Here is a 15,887-nt window from a genome sequence, read left to right as displayed (position 1 = left end):
AAACACTATTTGTAATACTTAATACATCTTTCTTGGAAAGGGATTCTATCATCGAACAACAATTCTTCTTGCAGTAGTTTTTTAATATCTTCTAATTTTGCAACGAAAAGTACAAAATAGTCGCCTGAATTGGGATATGAAAATAGTCCATACCCCTTTGGTAATAATATTTTATTTACTTCCATAATCTTTTCAGGCAAATACTCATAATTAAACACTTCTAATTTCTCGAGTTCTTCTTGTGTTGCTAATTCAATTTGATGGGAAAATTCATAATCCAGAATAAAATTTACAATTTCCTGGTAATGCTCACCTTTATAATCAACGTACAAAAATTTTTTCGTCTTCAATCCATACTTTAATAAGTCCTCATGTAAATCGTAACTGCCTTGCTCCTTAAGAAATGATTCCAAATCCTTGTCATCAGAGAAAATGAGCTGCGCAATCCCTTGATCTGCCATACTGGCCCTCCCTTTTATTGAAACAACTCCCCATGCTTGTTAGGAATATATTCAGGGTAGTTTTTACGATAAAATTGGTCGATCAGTTGAAGCGCTGGGTCCCATTTAGGATAAGGCTCTCGATCTCCAAATACCATTTTAGCTTCTGGAGTATTCATTAGTAAATTGTCGAACTTATTAGGTACTGGTAATCCTTGTTTTCTCCTAACATACACTAGGAAGAAGATTTCAAAAGGATAAAATCCGTATCTAAAATCACCAAATTCGCCTAGCTGTCCAATTTCAGAAGCCAAAACAGAATGAAACTGGGACATTTCCAAAATTAATTTTTCTATTTCCTCTAGATTATCAGTCGACCAACGTTCCAATACTTCATCATAGATGTTCAGGTCTTCTGGGATTGAGCCGAATCGTAGATCCGCTTCTTTTAGCTTCTTTCTAACCGTTAAATACAATTTTTTATTTGTTCCCATGATTGTTTTATTTTTATACTGCAAGTACAGCTCTAACAAAAACCATATATGCCTGTTTTCTTCATTGGCATCTATTAAATATCCACCGAAATGATGAGACATAAAATCATATAATATATCTTCTTCTTTCTCCCAACCGTACATTGTAAAATGAACCAGTGTAATCACGACTTCTCTAAACGAGTATCCCAATATCATCTCAGGATACCTAATCGTATAGAGCTTCTGCACCATGCATTGATAAAATACGACCTTCTGCATCTGCTTTAATTCTTCTGTATTGCTTTTATTCATAATCAATACATCATTTTTCCATAGTGATAAATAATACGAGAAAATTTTATTTAGATTTATTAATAGTATGTGGTCTTTTTCTGTGTCATTTTGATCAACAATTTTCTCAATCTTGCTTCTACTTATATTATATTTTTCTTTAACATCTTCAAGTCTAATCCCTTCCACAAAGTTATTTCTGTATCTTTTAAATGCCATTTCAAATTTTTTGGGATTTATCATCATAACCTCCTTAGGAATTAATCTATTTCCTTACTCCAATCTTTTACCTTCAAATCATCAACGCCGAATCCTACATCTGTTATCTTAATATCTGTTTCAACTCTAATGAATTCTAATTTTAGACCTGGATTCTCCTCCATTAATTCCTCTAATTTGTCCCCAAAACCATCATACCTAGAATCCTGGCTGTTAATCATTCCTTCGAAATACTTATCTCCGCCTTTTTTCTGTTTATCCGAGTAACTAAAACTTGCAGAATCTGATGCTTTGGACTCAATAATCGTTAACTTTGGCGGCGGCCCTTTCGATAGGAATGCGGCATCTATACCGTTTCTCCCCGTTTGAAACAGATCAGAAACGTCTTTACCTAATCCACTATCTTTAGCTACAATTTTTGTCACTTCTTCCCCAAAATCGCCTTTATCATGAGAGAAATATTTAGAATTATCGATTTTTCTTTCATACTCCTTTGCAAGACTTGCCTTCGTTCCAACCTGCGGCAGACAGTACATCGCACTTCCCGTCGGCGGGGCGAATGGATACCAATGCGGCTCAGCCAAGCCGTCATCCTTATCAATCTCCAGGCGCAGCTGGACCTCTTCTCCGCGGACAGCCAGCACCTCACCCTCCAGCGAGATACCCCGCAAGAGCGGTTTGCGCAGCGTTTCCCGTCGAATCCCGTCTGGCCGGGCCAGCACGTAATGGAAATGCAGCTCACCCTGCTCCAGCTCAGCCCGCAGCTCACGAATGACGAACGGCTTTTCCAGCTTTGTCTTTTACTATCCATGGCTCACTAGGGTCTATGGAATGAAAAAAGTCGACATTATTAAAATGCCGACTTGACTTAAAGTACTTAAAATCCTACAGTACAGAATCTCTATTTAAAGGACTGTAATTAACGTAACCCGCTTCAAACAACTTATCTGCCACGATATAAATATCGTCTTCTTTTTTCGCAATCTCTAATTCTTTTAGAGTCACACCAATAAGTAAATTTAACATCCCATACCCGGACAATACAGGAATTATTTCCGGCAGATCTATTGGAGGTACAACAATGAATCCCCCCAGATCTGTCCCTGGAATCTTTCCCTCTTGATATTCTAAATATTGGCCCTGAAAAATATGAATTTTTGTTTCTTCAACAAACTTCGTCCAACTTATTAGTTCTCGAATAAGTGTTGTATCTGTACTTTCTGCCATCACCAATAGTTCATAACCATAACCAGATGTTGAACCATTTTCCAATTCAAGTTGGCTCCCAGAAAGCTCAGGATTCGTAAATCCTGACGTAATATACACGTCCAACCCTTCAAAAGCAGCTTCATACTTTAAGACCAACAAATCACTTTGCTCGCTTCTCCAAACCAATTTCGGTTCAATAAACCCAAACAAACTACCATAAATTAACTCAATTCGATCAGCCAAAGGAAAAGCAGCGTCTGTTGGCGGCATAAGTATTCTTTTAATTATATTCTCTACTTGCGGAGGCAGGACTTGTCCTTCAGAAGTAGAAATGCTCAGCTTAGACAGAGGTATTGCCTGTTCAGCAAGTTTAGTTATTTCTTCTTCATTGACCTTAACACATAATTCAGGGGTAACCTCTTCAAATGAATTTAATGACTCAATATCAACTATTCCAACATTAGATGAAGAAAGGCCTAATATATTCGCTAATGGAGCGTCATTTTTACCCGCTAGAATGACTAATTCGCAACCTTTTTGAAATATGAATCCAATCGTAGCGACATATTTACATAAGTACTCAAAATAAGGTGATCTCTCAAGAATAGTTTCTATAGCTTCTACTCTATTAAACATTGCACTCTGCACCTCCTGTTACCAAAGATCAAATCCCCTCGGCTTAAATATCCATTGACCTTCCTTATCCAGATAACCCCATTCCCCATTGTAATTCACATATGCCAGGCCATCGCGAAAGGACTTAGCCGTCAAAAACACATTTTTAATAACGTACTTCCCCTTTTGATTAATAAAACCTGTTCTGTCTTTATTCACTACATCTGCTAAACCACCATAAAATGGTTCAACACTTTGAAATTTGGGCTTGATCACTACCTCACCTAAAGAATTTAGGTACCCCCATTTTCCACCACTCTTTAATCTAAACCCTGCGAATCCCTCACTAAATTCTTTCAACTGATAGTATTTAGGTTCAATAACAAATGCACCAGTTGAATCGATAAATCCATAATGTTTCCCATCTAATGTAGCTATGGCAAAGCCTTCTGAAAAACCTTCCCCTGAAAAAAAGATGGGATCAATTGCTACGTTACCATTCTCACTGATGTAACCATCTTTTCCATCTTTACTGACAACAGCGAAACTTTCTGAGAATTCACCGATATAATCCCATTCAGGATGCAGAATGTATTCATTGCTATAATTAATCAATCCCATTTTCCGATCTACTTCAACAATGATCGTTTGGTTCTCATTAATCCCATGAATTTTTTTAAATAGCTTAGAAGTAATAACTTCTCCATTTTTATCAATACAATAATCAATCCCATTAATGGTGATTTGGGCCAAACCAAATTTAAAGTTACCATAATAATCAGCATTAACTTCTATAACCATTTTGTTATCTTTATTTATATATCCTTTTTTACCTTTGAAGGTGCTGACCCATGCTAGTTCATCACTAAATTCATTTGCATCTCTGTACATTGGTTCAATAACATAGTTACCTAGTCTATCTATAAAACCATATTTGTCGTCTTGTTTCATCAGATACACACGTACCACACCCTTTACACTAATTAAAAGGTCCGCTTTTTGTATACCAATCCTTCGGCCACTTTGTTGTATTTTGTGACAGAGGATTATAGACCACATCAATATTTTTACTAGGAATCGATACTCTTACATAACCAGGTGGGTCATCAAGCATATCTGTTATAACTTTTTCACCTTGGCAGTTTTCAACCCTATAATATTCAAAAGTCTTCACTTTAGGATCGTTAACTTGTGGTGTCTGTGGGATAATATTCAGCGGGCTATCTTCAACTGCATTATCAAGCGAACCTTCATTTATGGACTTTATATGACCTCTTTCATTACCTTTACCAACTTTTGCGCGCCTATATCCTGATCCACGCTTACCAGAACTGCCCACTGTCCAACTCATACTAACGGTTTTACCTGAATCATCCAGCAAAACTGTTGTTGAAGGCTTTCCATTTGAGTCCAAAACGTCAATTTTGTATTTCGCATTCCCTTTCGTAATTTTTTCTATAGAGTATAGTCCATTTTTCATACCTTCTTTTAGTTCTTTTACCATTACACGAGATAAATTTTGTCCTTTTAGTAAGATCGCCAAGTCTGCAAATTCCTCTTCAGTTATGATTCTACTGCCTGTCTTAGCTGGAACAGAGGAATTTTTAATAGTGGTATTTGGTACGTTCGGAATGTTATTGCTAATATTAGGTGAAGTAGTATTACCCGCAAAAGCATAGTTGTTCTTGGGGCCAAAAATATTCTCTGCTGCATTCTGCACCTGCTGTCTTAACTTTTCATTGGCAAGTTTATTCTGTTGCTCAATCGAATCCGCAAGTTTCTTCGCCTTCTGGTTCAAATCCTTCGCTTTATCAGCGACATTCTGACCAAGATCCTTCATCTTCTTCCCAAGCACACTGCCTGCCTCGCTGAGCTTCTCCAGCGCCTTTTGGTACCCTGCTGCCGCTTTATCCATACCTTTCGAGATCCCGGACTTAATGGAAGCTGGGCTGATCTTATTGCCAATCTTCCCAATAAAGCCACCTAGCTGCTTGGCATACTTATTGTCCAGCGCACCCAAAGTCAGCATGCCAATCCCGGCATCCATCGCTACAGTCTTCCAGTTAATCTTCTCCCCACTCAGCAGTTGGTCCATAATGCTCGTGAAGGCGCCTTCCGCCCCAGCAGCACCCATCTTGCGAGCAAATGCCGTTCCGACGGCGGCTCCGGGTCCGAAGATCGCACCACTCACGGCCCCGATGAAGCTGTCCTTTAGCCCGGTCAACGCATAGTCACTCATGTCGCTAACCTCGCCCCGGGCTATATCCGATACGGCCATCATCCCAACACCCATCGCGCCCCCAATCAACGCACCACTGGCTACGGCTCCGATCAGAATCGGGCCTGCTCCCAGTGTAGCAACAGTCAGAGCCGCTACAGCTGCGACAGCCACGACGACTGCTAGACCGACCAATACATTCTTCACCAGCTTACCCCAGTTGAATGGCGGGTCCGGTTCAGGCTCTTCGCCAAGCTCCGGCTCGTCGTCGAACGGCGGATAGGTTGTTCGGTCGCTGCCGTCAGCCCACACCTTCTCGCCTAGCAGGTGGTACTCGCTCTCCACCACCAGCCCTGCTTCGCTCTCGCCGCGGTAGGCCAAGATCTGGCTTTCACTGCCCAGAATGATCTGCTGCGGCGTATAGAGTTCCAGCTCCAGCTCTGCGGTCATCGTTAGCTTGCCGGGACTGGTAATCTCAATTCCCGTCTCGTCGTTCAGACTGACGAGCATTGCGCCCTCGGGGTCCTTTTGCAGGTTCACATGGCTCGGCGCCAGCTTCAGCTCACTACCATGCTCGGTCCCGAAGTATCTCGTATTGGTGTCGCTTGTCTTGGCAGATTCACCGCCATTCTTGCGTACCGTCCCCACAATCAGCGCACCGGAGCCCGTTGCATCCGGGTAGTACAGACTTGCCTTCGTTCCGACCTGTGGCAGACAGTACATCGCACTCCCCGTCGGCGGAGCGAACGGATACCAATGCGGCTCCGCCAAGCCATCATCCTTATCAATCTCCAGGCGCAGCTGGACCTCTTCACCGCGAACAGCCAGCACCTCGCCCTCCAGCGAGATGCCCCGCAAGAGCGGATTCCTCAGCGTCTCCCGGCGGATTCCATCTGGTCGGGCCAGCACGTAATGGAAATGCAGCTCGCCCTGCTCCAGCTCAGCCCGCAGCTCACGAATGACAAACGGCTGCTGCCGGAACTTAACCTGCTCTCCCAGCGCATACCGCTGCGAGGTGGTGATCTCGTATTCAAAGAAATCCGTATCATGCAGCCCGGAGGACAGGCCACCTGCCAGGTGATAGGCTTTGAGATTCTTGCGAGCCGTGTAGGACACGTCCTGCGGCAGCTCGCGAGACGTTCCCTCTGGCATACCGAAGTGCAGCTTGGGACTTGCTGCTTCCAATATATCACAGACGACGACCGCCTGTAAGCGGCTCGCCAGACGCTGCAGCAGCTCCCAATCCGTCTCCTCATATTGCAGAATCGGCTCCCCGACTGCCTCGCCGCCTCCAGTGTGATAGATCATATCACTACCCGGATAGGCCTGCAGCACTTTCCCAATCAGCGCGCTATACGTCTGCTGCTCCTCTGGAAAAGTCCGCTTGCGCTTCTCGACATCCAGCGCATACGAAGCACTCACGCCCTCGATGGTCAGCGTATAGATTCCCTGACTGTGCGTGACCTCAACCCGTTGCACTAGGCCTTTGAACAAGCTCAGCTCCTGTTCTCCCTGCTGTGCATAGACATACAACGTATCGTCGGCAGCCGCCTGCAGTACTGCGGATACTTGCTCGCTGTCCGGGCTTGTCCCTGTTAGGCGTATGCGCCCATGCTCCCCGGTCTTCCACTGGATATGTAATTGCTCTAGATGCTGTAAGGGATACGGCGACTGTACCCGGATGTGCTCATATCCTATCATGGTGCTCCACCTCCGTTCCCCTACTCATCTTCTTGTCCAGTCGTCATGAATCCGACGTAGCCCATATACATGCACTGCTGGTAGGATTCACTGGTCAGCGCCGGCTTCCCCTCTACTCGCGTTGTTTCCTTCGTCTTATTCCATTTCTCCGGAAAGATCGGCTTGCACGGCTTGCCGGATATTTGCTGTCCATCTTCCGACACGAGATAGATCGTCTCCGTGCTTGGATTGTCCGGGTTCTGACAGATCCCGAAGTAGGAGATATTGTCGGGACCATAGTCATCCTCATTCATCATGGGTCGATCCTTCACAAAGGCCCCGTGACTTACAGGCAGGTTCAGCTTACGCTTGTGACTTCCATACTCACACGCCATACAGGCTCCGCGAACAATGTAATATTGGCTTTCCCCCATCCGATTCATGCTCCTTTCTAAGACCTCTCGGCCAGCTTTAGCTAGAGCGTTCACATGCTGTCATCATGAATATCCCGATTAATAGTTCTTTGATCGAATTTGATTTGATGTCTAATGCTCTCAAGAGGGTAGTCGTAGCGGAGAGCGGGGAAGACCTAGAGAAACGAAGTGCCTGCCTTTAAGCTTGCTGTTCATCCCTTGTTATCTGTTCAAAGAACAGCAAGCTTAACAGCAGTCGACAGGGCTCCCCGCTTGCAGCGGCTCTATACTCACATTTGGTCTGGTCAAGTACTAGCGCCATCTACGTTCAGCAAAAGCAGTCCCCAATCCGTCTTTTGCTTCCTATGCACGCCTTAAGCCAGTATCCTCACCGCATACATCCTGCTATGCCTCAAGTGACTCCACTTGTAAGGGCGTAAGAGTAAGCCCGGTAAAATCCCGCCGCAGCATACTCTCCGCCACATCCAGACGCACGATAAGTCGCTGCTGGCGTCCTTCCTGGATGCGAAAGATAGGATAGTCTCGAACCGCTTCCTCTTGCAACACAATTTGCCGCAGTACCGTTTGGTCCATGTTCCACTCACTGGATGAGTGCAGAGCATCCACGTAGGGCAGGAAAGGCACGACGTAATTCTTCATCACTTGCTGCTCCATATCGATCAGCGCAACAGGCTTGAACACGGTGTCTCGACCATAGGCCTGCAGCATGCGCATCAGACGCTCAGACATCAGCGGCAAGGCACTTTCCAGCAGATCAAGAAAAGTACTGTTCTTGCCTGACTTCATCTTCAGCATGAGCGGTCTTGATCCCAAGTGAGCAGGCTCAAGCTGCGACAGATTCCACAGATCTACCTTGTCCGTGATGTTCTCCAGTACTGGAACATCGGTATAGCGTGGGTCCTGCTTCAGGAGGAAATAATCCATGTGCCTCGCTCCTCCTTGTCAGCATCTGCCCTCTCCGCTTGACTGATGCTCCTCTTGCCGTCCACTGTCTTCACTGATTGCTTCTCACCTTGCTCCGTTCCTTCTGGATCAAGCTCGTCTTCCAGCACCCAGCGGCATAGCGGCTCGCTTTCATCCCGGTATTCACCCGCAAAGATCGTGAAGCCTGGCTCCTTGTCCAACTTCTGCAAAGCCTCACTGTGAACCAGAAGCGGAGCCATGCTCTGCAGGAAGGACACGGCTAGATGGTGATATTTCACCGCCTCAATCTGACCGATCTGCTCCAGGTCCATGACAGTCATCCGGCGGGCATAGCCCTTGATCGTCTGCTCCCAGCGCTCCATTCGGTGCAGCAGTGGCTGGAACACAAAGTCTGCGGACCACGAGGTCGAACACTCTACTCGATCCAGCAGCCAGTGCCCATCATAGGCATCCAGACGATATACTCCTTCTCCGCCCATTAGACGGGTGCGCAGCCAAGAAATATAGAGATAGCGAATTCTCCCCTTACGCCCTTCCTGCTGCAAAGCAGTGGCTTGCTCACAGACCGCTGCCACAGCAGCCAGCAATGATGCCTCAATCTCCTCTTGCTGTGCAAAAAAGTTCTCTTCAATTTGGGGTATGTCATCCACCCAGCGCTCCAGCACATGCTCCTGCAGGAATGCCTCCAGTACTGTCTCCCGATCCATCGTCTTCATTCGATATACACCTTACCTCCGCTCAACTTCACGTCATCCATAATGTTCAGCTCTGCGCCGCCCTGCTTGAACTGGATGCCACTCATCCCTTCCATGTAGATCTTGGTGCCACTCGTCAGCTCGATGTCTTCCTCAGCCTTGAGAACGATCTTCTTATCACTAATAATCTCTATCCCGCCCTCGTCCGTCAGACGCATCAGCAGCTTGTCATTACTAATGACCTCCACGGCACCAGGCGTGAAAACGAGTTGTTTTCCGTATTTTGTACTGATACTCTTCACGGAAGGATCGCCCCGTTTGACCGGATCGGAGGAAGAGAGGTCCACCGAGCTGGCCACGAAGGCGTGCTGCTCTACCTCATCCGGGAAGTACAGCCGCACCTGGTCGCCAATCTCGGGCATGACGTACCAGCCACTTCCGTCCGGGGAGGAATAGACCGTTGAATAAGGGAACCACATCGCTCCTGCTGCCGAGGAACCCTGATCAATATCCAGGCTAATTTGCACCTGATCCTTGGCCACTTGCTTGACCTTACCGAACAGGGATACCCCGGACAGCCCAAAGGCATAGCTTGTGCGACACTTCAGCCCCTCTGCATCCCGCAGCACATAACGGCTGACCACCAGTTGGCCCTCCAAATGAGTGCGAACCTCGGCCACATAGAGCTGACGCTGACGAAATACGACCGCGCTCCCCAGCTCCAGTACAGCATGGCTCATCACTTCATAGCTCAGGGCATTGTTCTCCTGATACCCGTTCACACCGTTGCTCGACAGTATTTTATATTGCTCCAGATTTTTCTGAATCCGGTAATTGTGTTCGTCTAGCTGAACTGGCGCTCCGAGATCAGGAATCCCGATAACATATTTCAGGCCTGGCTGCATGGAGATGGGAAGCAGAGGCGCATGCAGACGAGAGGCTACTCGTTTGATAAATGCCCAGTCTGTCTCCAGATATTGCACGACCAGTTCACCGACCGCCGCTCCGCCCGAAGCCGTATCTACGACCTCGGCTCCGTCGTAGGCCGATGTGATATGCGTGAAGAGTTGGCTATACGACTGCCCCGTGTTCTGAAATGAACGACGACGCTTCTCGATGTCCATACGGAAGGTGGCGCTGACGGCTTCGATGCTCAGTTCCCGTACCCCGTTCACCACTCGCACGGAAATGTCCGTAACCATCCCCTGAAATAAAGGAACGTTGGTATCTTCATCCTTCAGGCGCACCTCGATCCGTTCATCTTCATCTGCTCGTTCCACATACTGATCCAGATTCTTCTCGGATATGACGCCACGAATGCGCAAGGTCGCATGCTCCCCTGGTTGCTTGTTCAGCTCCAGATCCAGCACATGCTCGAACGCATAGGGCTGTACCAGCAGATCGGCGCTCGTATAAATGGTCTGCGTTTTACTCATAATTCCCCTCCTTTGCCTGGCTATTGTTCCTGCTATCCATCCCATCCTTCGTTACGTTGTTGGCCTTATGTATGTCCTTGCTGTCGCGATTTCTCCCGTTCCCGGCTCCGTCCTCGGTCTCATCCCCGGCTTCTTCCGAATCCGATGTCCGTATGGAGCGTACGATCTGCACAGCAATCTCTCGCCAATCCTTATGCTGACGATATGAACAATTGAAGCTGCCCATCAGCGTCTCCCCGGATAGCTCCAGATAGAACATTAACTGATAAAGTGCCTCGTCCATACCGGGGCTTTTGAAATCGAAATAACCGATTTTTTTGCCACGCACATCCTCCACTTTCTGCTCGTAGAAGACATTGGCCGGACTCATTTTCCGCAGCATATTCTTCATTCCACTCGTCAGCTTCTCGACCCACTCATTTTGCAGCTGCTGATCCACACGATTGAAGGTAAGATTGACAGTGCCCGTCGGATTCGTCAGAACGATCTCGGGACGTTGCTCGTATGGATATTTCAGCTTTTGCATGGATAGCGGCATCGGCTGAAAGCTGTCGGGAACCAGCACCCACAAGGCCTCGTCGAAGAATGCCCGTTCCGCGAACTTGTATTCCTCATTTCCGATTCGTATGGTCCCTTGCTCAATGCTTCTCGGTTCTGTCTGCTTCTCCAGCTCCTGCATCATGGCCAAAATCTCTTCATCCTTGAATTTCACGGTCGTCTCCTCCTCTAACTTCATCTGCTTGAACTAGAGTGTGCTAGGTCCGCTCCGAGCAAAAGAGTCCTTACGATCGCTGTTAAGTCCGATTTCCGTATTGGAAGAGATGTAAAGGTTGGAAATCAGGCTTAAAGGCGAACGCTTCGCTTCTCTAGGACTTCTTTTGCTCTCCGCTTTCGCTATTTGTACAGGTTTGCTAGCCCATGTAGTCGACTGAGGCGTTTGCGTAAAGGCCCTAGACTAATCCACAATCATCCGATTGCCCCCACTTTGCCCGGACCAACGCACCTGACCTCGCCCGCCTCGGGATACCTCCTGTAAAATCAATACCAGCTGCCGATGCATCTCCCCGTTCGTATAATCCCGGTATTCCCCGCCACGACTGCCGAGATAGTGGAGCAATGCCTCTCGCTGTACCCGCTCACTATTCAGGCAGAGCAGCGCGAAGGAGGTATCCAGCGCTTCAGCCGATCGACAACGCAGCAGTTCCGTGGCGAAGCAACTCGTTATCTCCGGTCGTAAGGTGGGCTGCTCCCAGGCAGCATAAGGAGCGCGGATTGCACTCCAGGTGTTGAATTCAGTCGCCATGTCTGCGAAGTCCTGGTAATCCGAGCGTAGTGCGGCCCCTTCCTTTAGCTTGAACCGTCCTAGCTCTATCTCATTGGCAATTGATGTGGTACCAGGCTCTGACGTTAGATTACGCGGGAAATTCACATTTTCCAGCTCCCTGACCGGGTCCCGGCTCTGACTTCTGCCACTCTCTCCGTCTGCTTCCTCCGCACCTTTCGTCAGTATAATCTCGGCCTCACGAGTCACGAAATCATGCTGTGCTTGCTGCGCGTGAAAGCGTATCTTGAGGATTGACAAGCCATTCGCTGCAGCATATGGCAGCTCATAGGCCTGCTCCAGCAGATATAAATGTCCATCATGCTTAACAATCCCCCGACCGATTATCAAATGATCGTGCTCAACAGATACCTTCATACCTGCGATGATGCCATCCGAATATTCCTCATAGCGAATGTCGAGGAAGCGGCGCGGGTAATCCCGCAGATTCTCCAGCATCTCGGTCTTGAGAATTCGCCCCTTCTCAAAGCGTGGCGACTTATTCACCAGCATGCTGTTCCCTCCTTTCCAGTGGCCTAGCTTAACAATGTCGCTTTATGCAGCCAATACCTGCTCATAGATCTTCATTTTCTGATCCACGATGTCACCAAGCTTCTGCGTCTGCTCCTGAGGAAGCTTGCGACGGAGCATGTCCACTGCCTCCATAATGCCTGTCATTTCAATCGGGATTTTCAAGCTGCTAGTACCTTCACTCAATACTAGCTGTCCGCCGAACATCCGAGCATACGCCACTTCTGTTATGTCCTCGAACATTACCGTTCTACTCTGGAACAGGCGCTGCACGGTCACACTGGATTCATTGATAATCGTCTTGCTGGTCAAATTGAGCAGCAGCTGTACACATATCAACGCAAGGCCGTAATAGATCAAATAGTTGAGATATTTCATGATTTGTTGATCCTCAGTGCTGGTCATCTCTGCCGTCAACCAAGGTAATCCTGCAAACTCCAGGAACAAAAATGCGATCAAGCCGATCAACAAAAATGCGCGCCATAGCCAGTTCCTACGCAAAATCAGCTCCCCGTTCTGCCCTCGTGGGGCAGGCTGATGAAAGCTCTTATGCATATATCTCATAAAAGAGCGTAAAAAGATGCGTTGTAATGCCAACAACATAATCCCTCCTTCTTAGTTCACATGTTCTGTTCCGCTTACACCGATCCACTTAGTGCTGATCCACTTAATATTGATTCGTTAAATACAGACCCACATGATCTATCCGCTAGCTCCTTTTCCATCTTGGGCCTATATATGTTGATGGCAGCTGCTACTTCGTACCGTCAAAAAAGTCCAGCTCCGACAGATCATTCTCAAACGGACAGAACTGCTGCACTCCAAGATGCAGCTGATCCTGAATGCGAGCCACAGGTATCACGTAGAAGCCCCAACTGCTGCCGCCTGCGAATACAAAATACTTCGTCTCCCCGTTGCGGATCGTATCCGTCTCATCCTGTGGAATATCCTCTCCGTATTGACGGGCGATCTCCTCATAAGGAAGAGGACGATATTCCTGCTTACGTTCCCGGTACACGTGGCGCTGTCGCAGCGCTCCACCGCTGGAGGTCAGGAAGAACTCTACCTCTCCGACATGGGATGGTCTGGAAATGGAGCCCCGGACACGATGGCCCTCAAGACCCGTAATAAGCTGCTTCTCCTGACCAGTATGAGCCCAAGCGGACACCGTGTAAGGAATGACTGGTACATGATTCGTAATGCGAGGCTCGATCATCCCCATCTTCTTCGCATTCAGATATCGAATAGCTCCGCGAAGGCAGGCCATCTTCAGCTCAGGTACCTGACTGGAATCCTCGGCCCGCTGCCTGAATTCGATGCTGCGTCCAGGCACGAACTCCTTCAGCGCTTCACGAAAGACATCAATCCGGCAGGACTGACCTGTCAGCTTGATAATCGAGTAATGCTGCAACCGTCCCGTCATATAGAAGTCGTCCAGGAACTTGCGTACGACATTATAAATATCTGCCTTCACCAGCTGCTGGATCTCCCGAATGTTGAACACAACATCTGGGAGGCCATACTCATCCCGGAAGCGTCCATTCTCCAGCACCGAGATCAGCCAGCCCTCCATCACCGAGATGTTCAGATCAGTCTCTCGTGACGCAATGTGCTCTGATTCGAAGCGGCTACGCAGCACCCCGGTCCGCAGGAAGAACTCCCGTTTCATATTTTCGGCCGCACTCCATAGCAAGTGGAAATTCCCAAGCACACGTTGGTACTCTTCCCGCGTCGCATGCTCGTAATGCTTGAAGGCCGTAGGCACAATCGCTTCTGCCTCCTGGTAGCGTGCCTCCAGATTCGCATACACTGCCTCCACACCATACTCGTCCACATGGCGATACAGATCACCCGACGGTATTCCGATGAGCTGATCAATATCCGTATCCGGCAGCCTCGTCTCTGTCGCATAATAGCCTGCGATCACAATCTTGATGAACTGCATAATCCGATAGGTCAGATTGTTACCGCCAAAATTCGTATCCCCATTCTCATAGGTCGTGTGAATATCAAGCTTGTAGGCGATTCTGCCGTCTTCGATACGGAAGCGACAGGAGGACATATCCGTCGTTCCACCCCCGCAATCCAGCACAAGCGCCTGATATTCTGCACCATCGGCAAAGGTTCCCTTATCCATCTGCTCGGCAAGCGTGTTATATAGCACCGCCAGCCCTTCATCCAACGCATCCTCGGCTTCAATATGATAATCCGGCAGGATGTCTGTAAACATCGTGATGAATTGGGGCTTAAGCTTCACGGGTGTCGTGAAATGAAGATGCCTGAATCGGCATTTGAATTGCTGCTCAGCGGCGGCAACCACATAGCGGACGAATGATGCCAGAATCTCACTGCGGGGGGCCGTTGCCGTATTGCCTTCAGCATCCATCAGTTCCTCGATCTTCTCGTAATCATTCACCCAGCGCTTGATGCCCCGTATTACGGTTGCTTTGCTGCCTGACACTCCGCCGGAGCGCCACGCTTCTTCGCCGAATTCATATACAATGTGCTCTGGATTCGAGCAATCGGCGACCCTAACCACTGTTGGCAGCACCTCGATCCATGCACCATCCTTCCCACCACGTCCGGGAAAGACTACATAATTAATGGCATTTAGCTTGACACGGGCAGCAGAGGGATTGGATACATACGAATGATCCAGGTAAGCACCTGCCGTCGTATTACTGGTTCCGAAGTCAATAGCGAGAATCGCATCCGTCGCCTCAGTGCCGCGAATGGATAGCTCTGCAACAGGGACGCGCACACCATGCAGATTCAGAGGCAGTAGTGGCCTGTTATCGTAATAGGCCCTGTACATATACTCTGAATCCTGCCTGCGCAGGAACCAGAGGCTATAGTTCTGGTTCGCTGTACGCCGCAGCTCCGCGTCGCTATCCCGTTCCAGATAGTACACACCGTTGCGCTGCTGATCCTTTACCAAATTAAGAATACCGCAGAGCTCGCCTGTCGCATTGGTCAGCAGCACATTGGATTCACCAAGCCAAGGCAGCTCGGATTCGATCCGAACCTGATCCAGTCGTCCCAGTGTGACACCTTCATATAAAGTGATCTTCGCCGGTACTCTGATTCCCTCGCTAGGCTGTTGACTGGCGTTGCCGTATTTGCGCAGGACCGTCTCCAGTCGCTCGAACCCACCGGGTTGGTGACGAGTGATATAGAGACGCTCCTCCGCATTGCGGAATCTGAGAATCATTCGGATTAGCTCGTCTCTAGACAGACGTTTTGCAAGGCCCTCCACCAGACGCTCCTTCTCACAAATGCTCCGTAGCTGGAAGCTTGTCATTTGCTCCAATTCCGCACTTGTATATTTGACGGCAGGGCGGACCTGTTCAGGTTCCTTTGTATGGTGGAGGCGATATGTATATGGTCCGTTCATCATG

The 15,887-nt window shown here is 48.1% G+C and carries 13 protein-coding genes and 1 pseudogene; all 14 read right to left on the bottom strand.

The features are described from left to right. Window positions 1-5: 5 nt before the first annotated feature. Window positions 6-461 (bottom strand): DUF6630 family protein, encoded by a 456-nt coding sequence (locus tag K331_RS0109185; RefSeq protein ID WP_028590067.1) that lies wholly within the window; start codon window positions 459-461, stop codon window positions 6-8. Window positions 462-475: 14 nt separating this feature from the next. Beyond that, window positions 476-1,450, bottom strand: a complete 975-nt coding sequence (locus K331_RS0109180; protein WP_028590066.1) for a hypothetical protein — start codon at window positions 1,448-1,450, stop codon at window positions 476-478. Between the two features lie 17 nt (window positions 1,451-1,467). After that, window positions 1,468-1,926 (bottom strand): annotated as a pseudogene (locus tag K331_RS32440) (ADP-ribosyltransferase); the annotation flags it as partial. A 385-nt stretch (window positions 1,927-2,311) separates the two neighbouring features. Further along, window positions 2,312-3,271 carry a suppressor of fused domain protein gene (locus K331_RS0109170; RefSeq protein WP_028590065.1) on the bottom strand — a complete coding sequence of 320 codons (960 nt, stop codon included), beginning with the start codon at window positions 3,269-3,271 and terminating at the stop codon, window positions 2,312-2,314. Between the two features lie 18 nt (window positions 3,272-3,289). Continuing rightward, window positions 3,290-4,201, bottom strand: a complete 912-nt coding sequence (locus tag K331_RS0109165) for a WG repeat-containing protein (RefSeq protein WP_169718320.1) — start codon at window positions 4,199-4,201, stop codon at window positions 3,290-3,292. A 28-nt stretch (window positions 4,202-4,229) separates the two neighbouring features. Next, the gene (locus K331_RS29170) at window positions 4,230-7,169 is read right to left on the bottom strand and encodes a contractile injection system protein, VgrG/Pvc8 family (RefSeq protein WP_226383562.1); all 2,940 of its coding nucleotides are present in this window, start codon (window positions 7,167-7,169) and stop codon (window positions 4,230-4,232) included. 20 nt (window positions 7,170-7,189) lie between these two features. Continuing rightward, window positions 7,190-7,582, bottom strand: a complete 393-nt coding sequence (locus K331_RS0109155; RefSeq protein WP_028590063.1) for a DUF4280 domain-containing protein — start codon at window positions 7,580-7,582, stop codon at window positions 7,190-7,192. Window positions 7,583-7,966: 384 nt separating this feature from the next. After that, a complete protein-coding gene (locus K331_RS0109150) occupies window positions 7,967-8,506 on the bottom strand; it encodes a hypothetical protein (protein WP_028590062.1) in 540 nt (179 codons plus the stop codon). Beyond that, window positions 8,488-9,222 (bottom strand): hypothetical protein, encoded by a 735-nt coding sequence (locus K331_RS29165; protein ID WP_211237331.1) that lies wholly within the window; start codon window positions 9,220-9,222, stop codon window positions 8,488-8,490. The genes K331_RS0109150 and K331_RS29165 overlap by 19 nt, the downstream gene beginning before the upstream one ends. Then, window positions 9,219-10,637, bottom strand: a complete 1,419-nt coding sequence (locus K331_RS0109140; protein ID WP_028590061.1) for a type VI secretion system Vgr family protein — start codon at window positions 10,635-10,637, stop codon at window positions 9,219-9,221. Before K331_RS0109140 ends, K331_RS29165 begins: the two co-directional genes overlap by 4 nt. Next, on the bottom strand, window positions 10,630-11,349 hold the full coding sequence (locus K331_RS0109135; protein WP_028590060.1) for a hypothetical protein: 720 nt from the start codon (window positions 11,347-11,349) through the stop codon (window positions 10,630-10,632). The genes K331_RS0109140 and K331_RS0109135 overlap by 8 nt, the downstream gene beginning before the upstream one ends. A gap of 243 nt (window positions 11,350-11,592) precedes the next feature. Continuing rightward, on the bottom strand, window positions 11,593-12,471 hold the full coding sequence (locus tag K331_RS0109130; RefSeq protein ID WP_028590059.1) for a hypothetical protein: 879 nt from the start codon (window positions 12,469-12,471) through the stop codon (window positions 11,593-11,595). Between the two features lie 42 nt (window positions 12,472-12,513). Continuing rightward, window positions 12,514-13,086: a hypothetical protein gene (locus tag K331_RS0109125; RefSeq protein ID WP_133569413.1), complete on the bottom strand. Its 573-nt coding sequence runs from the start codon at window positions 13,084-13,086 to the stop codon at window positions 12,514-12,516. Between the two features lie 157 nt (window positions 13,087-13,243). Further along, entirely contained in the window at window positions 13,244-15,883 is a 2,640-nt protein-coding gene (locus K331_RS0109120; protein ID WP_028590057.1) for an Hsp70 family protein, read from the bottom strand. Between the last annotated feature and the right edge of the window lie 4 nt (window positions 15,884-15,887).

Origin of the sequence: Paenibacillus massiliensis subsp. panacisoli DSM 21345 (assembly GCF_000426545.1) — a bacterium.
Taxonomy (GTDB): Bacteria; Bacillota; Bacilli; order Paenibacillales; family Paenibacillaceae; genus Paenibacillus; species Paenibacillus panacisoli.
The sequence above is the reverse complement of the archived record's forward strand: the minus strand, read 5'-3'. Positions and strand labels throughout refer to the sequence as shown.

Coding starts and splice junctions, on each gene's coding strand:
- K331_RS29165 (WP_211237331.1), bottom strand. CDS start 9,222: ATGAAGACGATGGATCGGGAGACAGTACTGGAGGCATTCCTGCAGGAG.
- K331_RS0109130 (WP_028590059.1), bottom strand. CDS start 12,471: ATGCTGGTGAATAAGTCGCCACGCTTTGAGAAGGGGCGAATTCTCAAG.
- K331_RS29170 (WP_226383562.1), bottom strand. CDS start 7,169: ATGATAGGATATGAGCACATCCGGGTACAGTCGCCGTATCCCTTACAG.
- K331_RS0109120 (WP_028590057.1), bottom strand. CDS start 15,883: ATGAACGGACCATATACATATCGCCTCCACCATACAAAGGAACCTGAA.
- K331_RS0109140 (WP_028590061.1), bottom strand. CDS start 10,637: ATGAGTAAAACGCAGACCATTTATACGAGCGCCGATCTGCTGGTACAG.
- K331_RS0109150 (WP_028590062.1), bottom strand. CDS start 8,506: ATGGATTATTTCCTCCTGAAGCAGGACCCACGCTATACCGATGTTCCA.
- K331_RS0109170 (WP_028590065.1), bottom strand. CDS start 3,271: ATGTTTAATAGAGTAGAAGCTATAGAAACTATTCTTGAGAGATCACCT.
- K331_RS0109165 (WP_169718320.1), bottom strand. CDS start 4,201: ATGAAACAAGACGACAAATATGGTTTTATAGATAGACTAGGTAACTAT.
- K331_RS0109155 (WP_028590063.1), bottom strand. CDS start 7,582: ATGGGGGAAAGCCAATATTACATTGTTCGCGGAGCCTGTATGGCGTGT.
- K331_RS0109185 (WP_028590067.1), bottom strand. CDS start 461: ATGGCAGATCAAGGGATTGCGCAGCTCATTTTCTCTGATGACAAGGAT.
- K331_RS0109180 (WP_028590066.1), bottom strand. CDS start 1,450: ATGATAAATCCCAAAAAATTTGAAATGGCATTTAAAAGATACAGAAAT.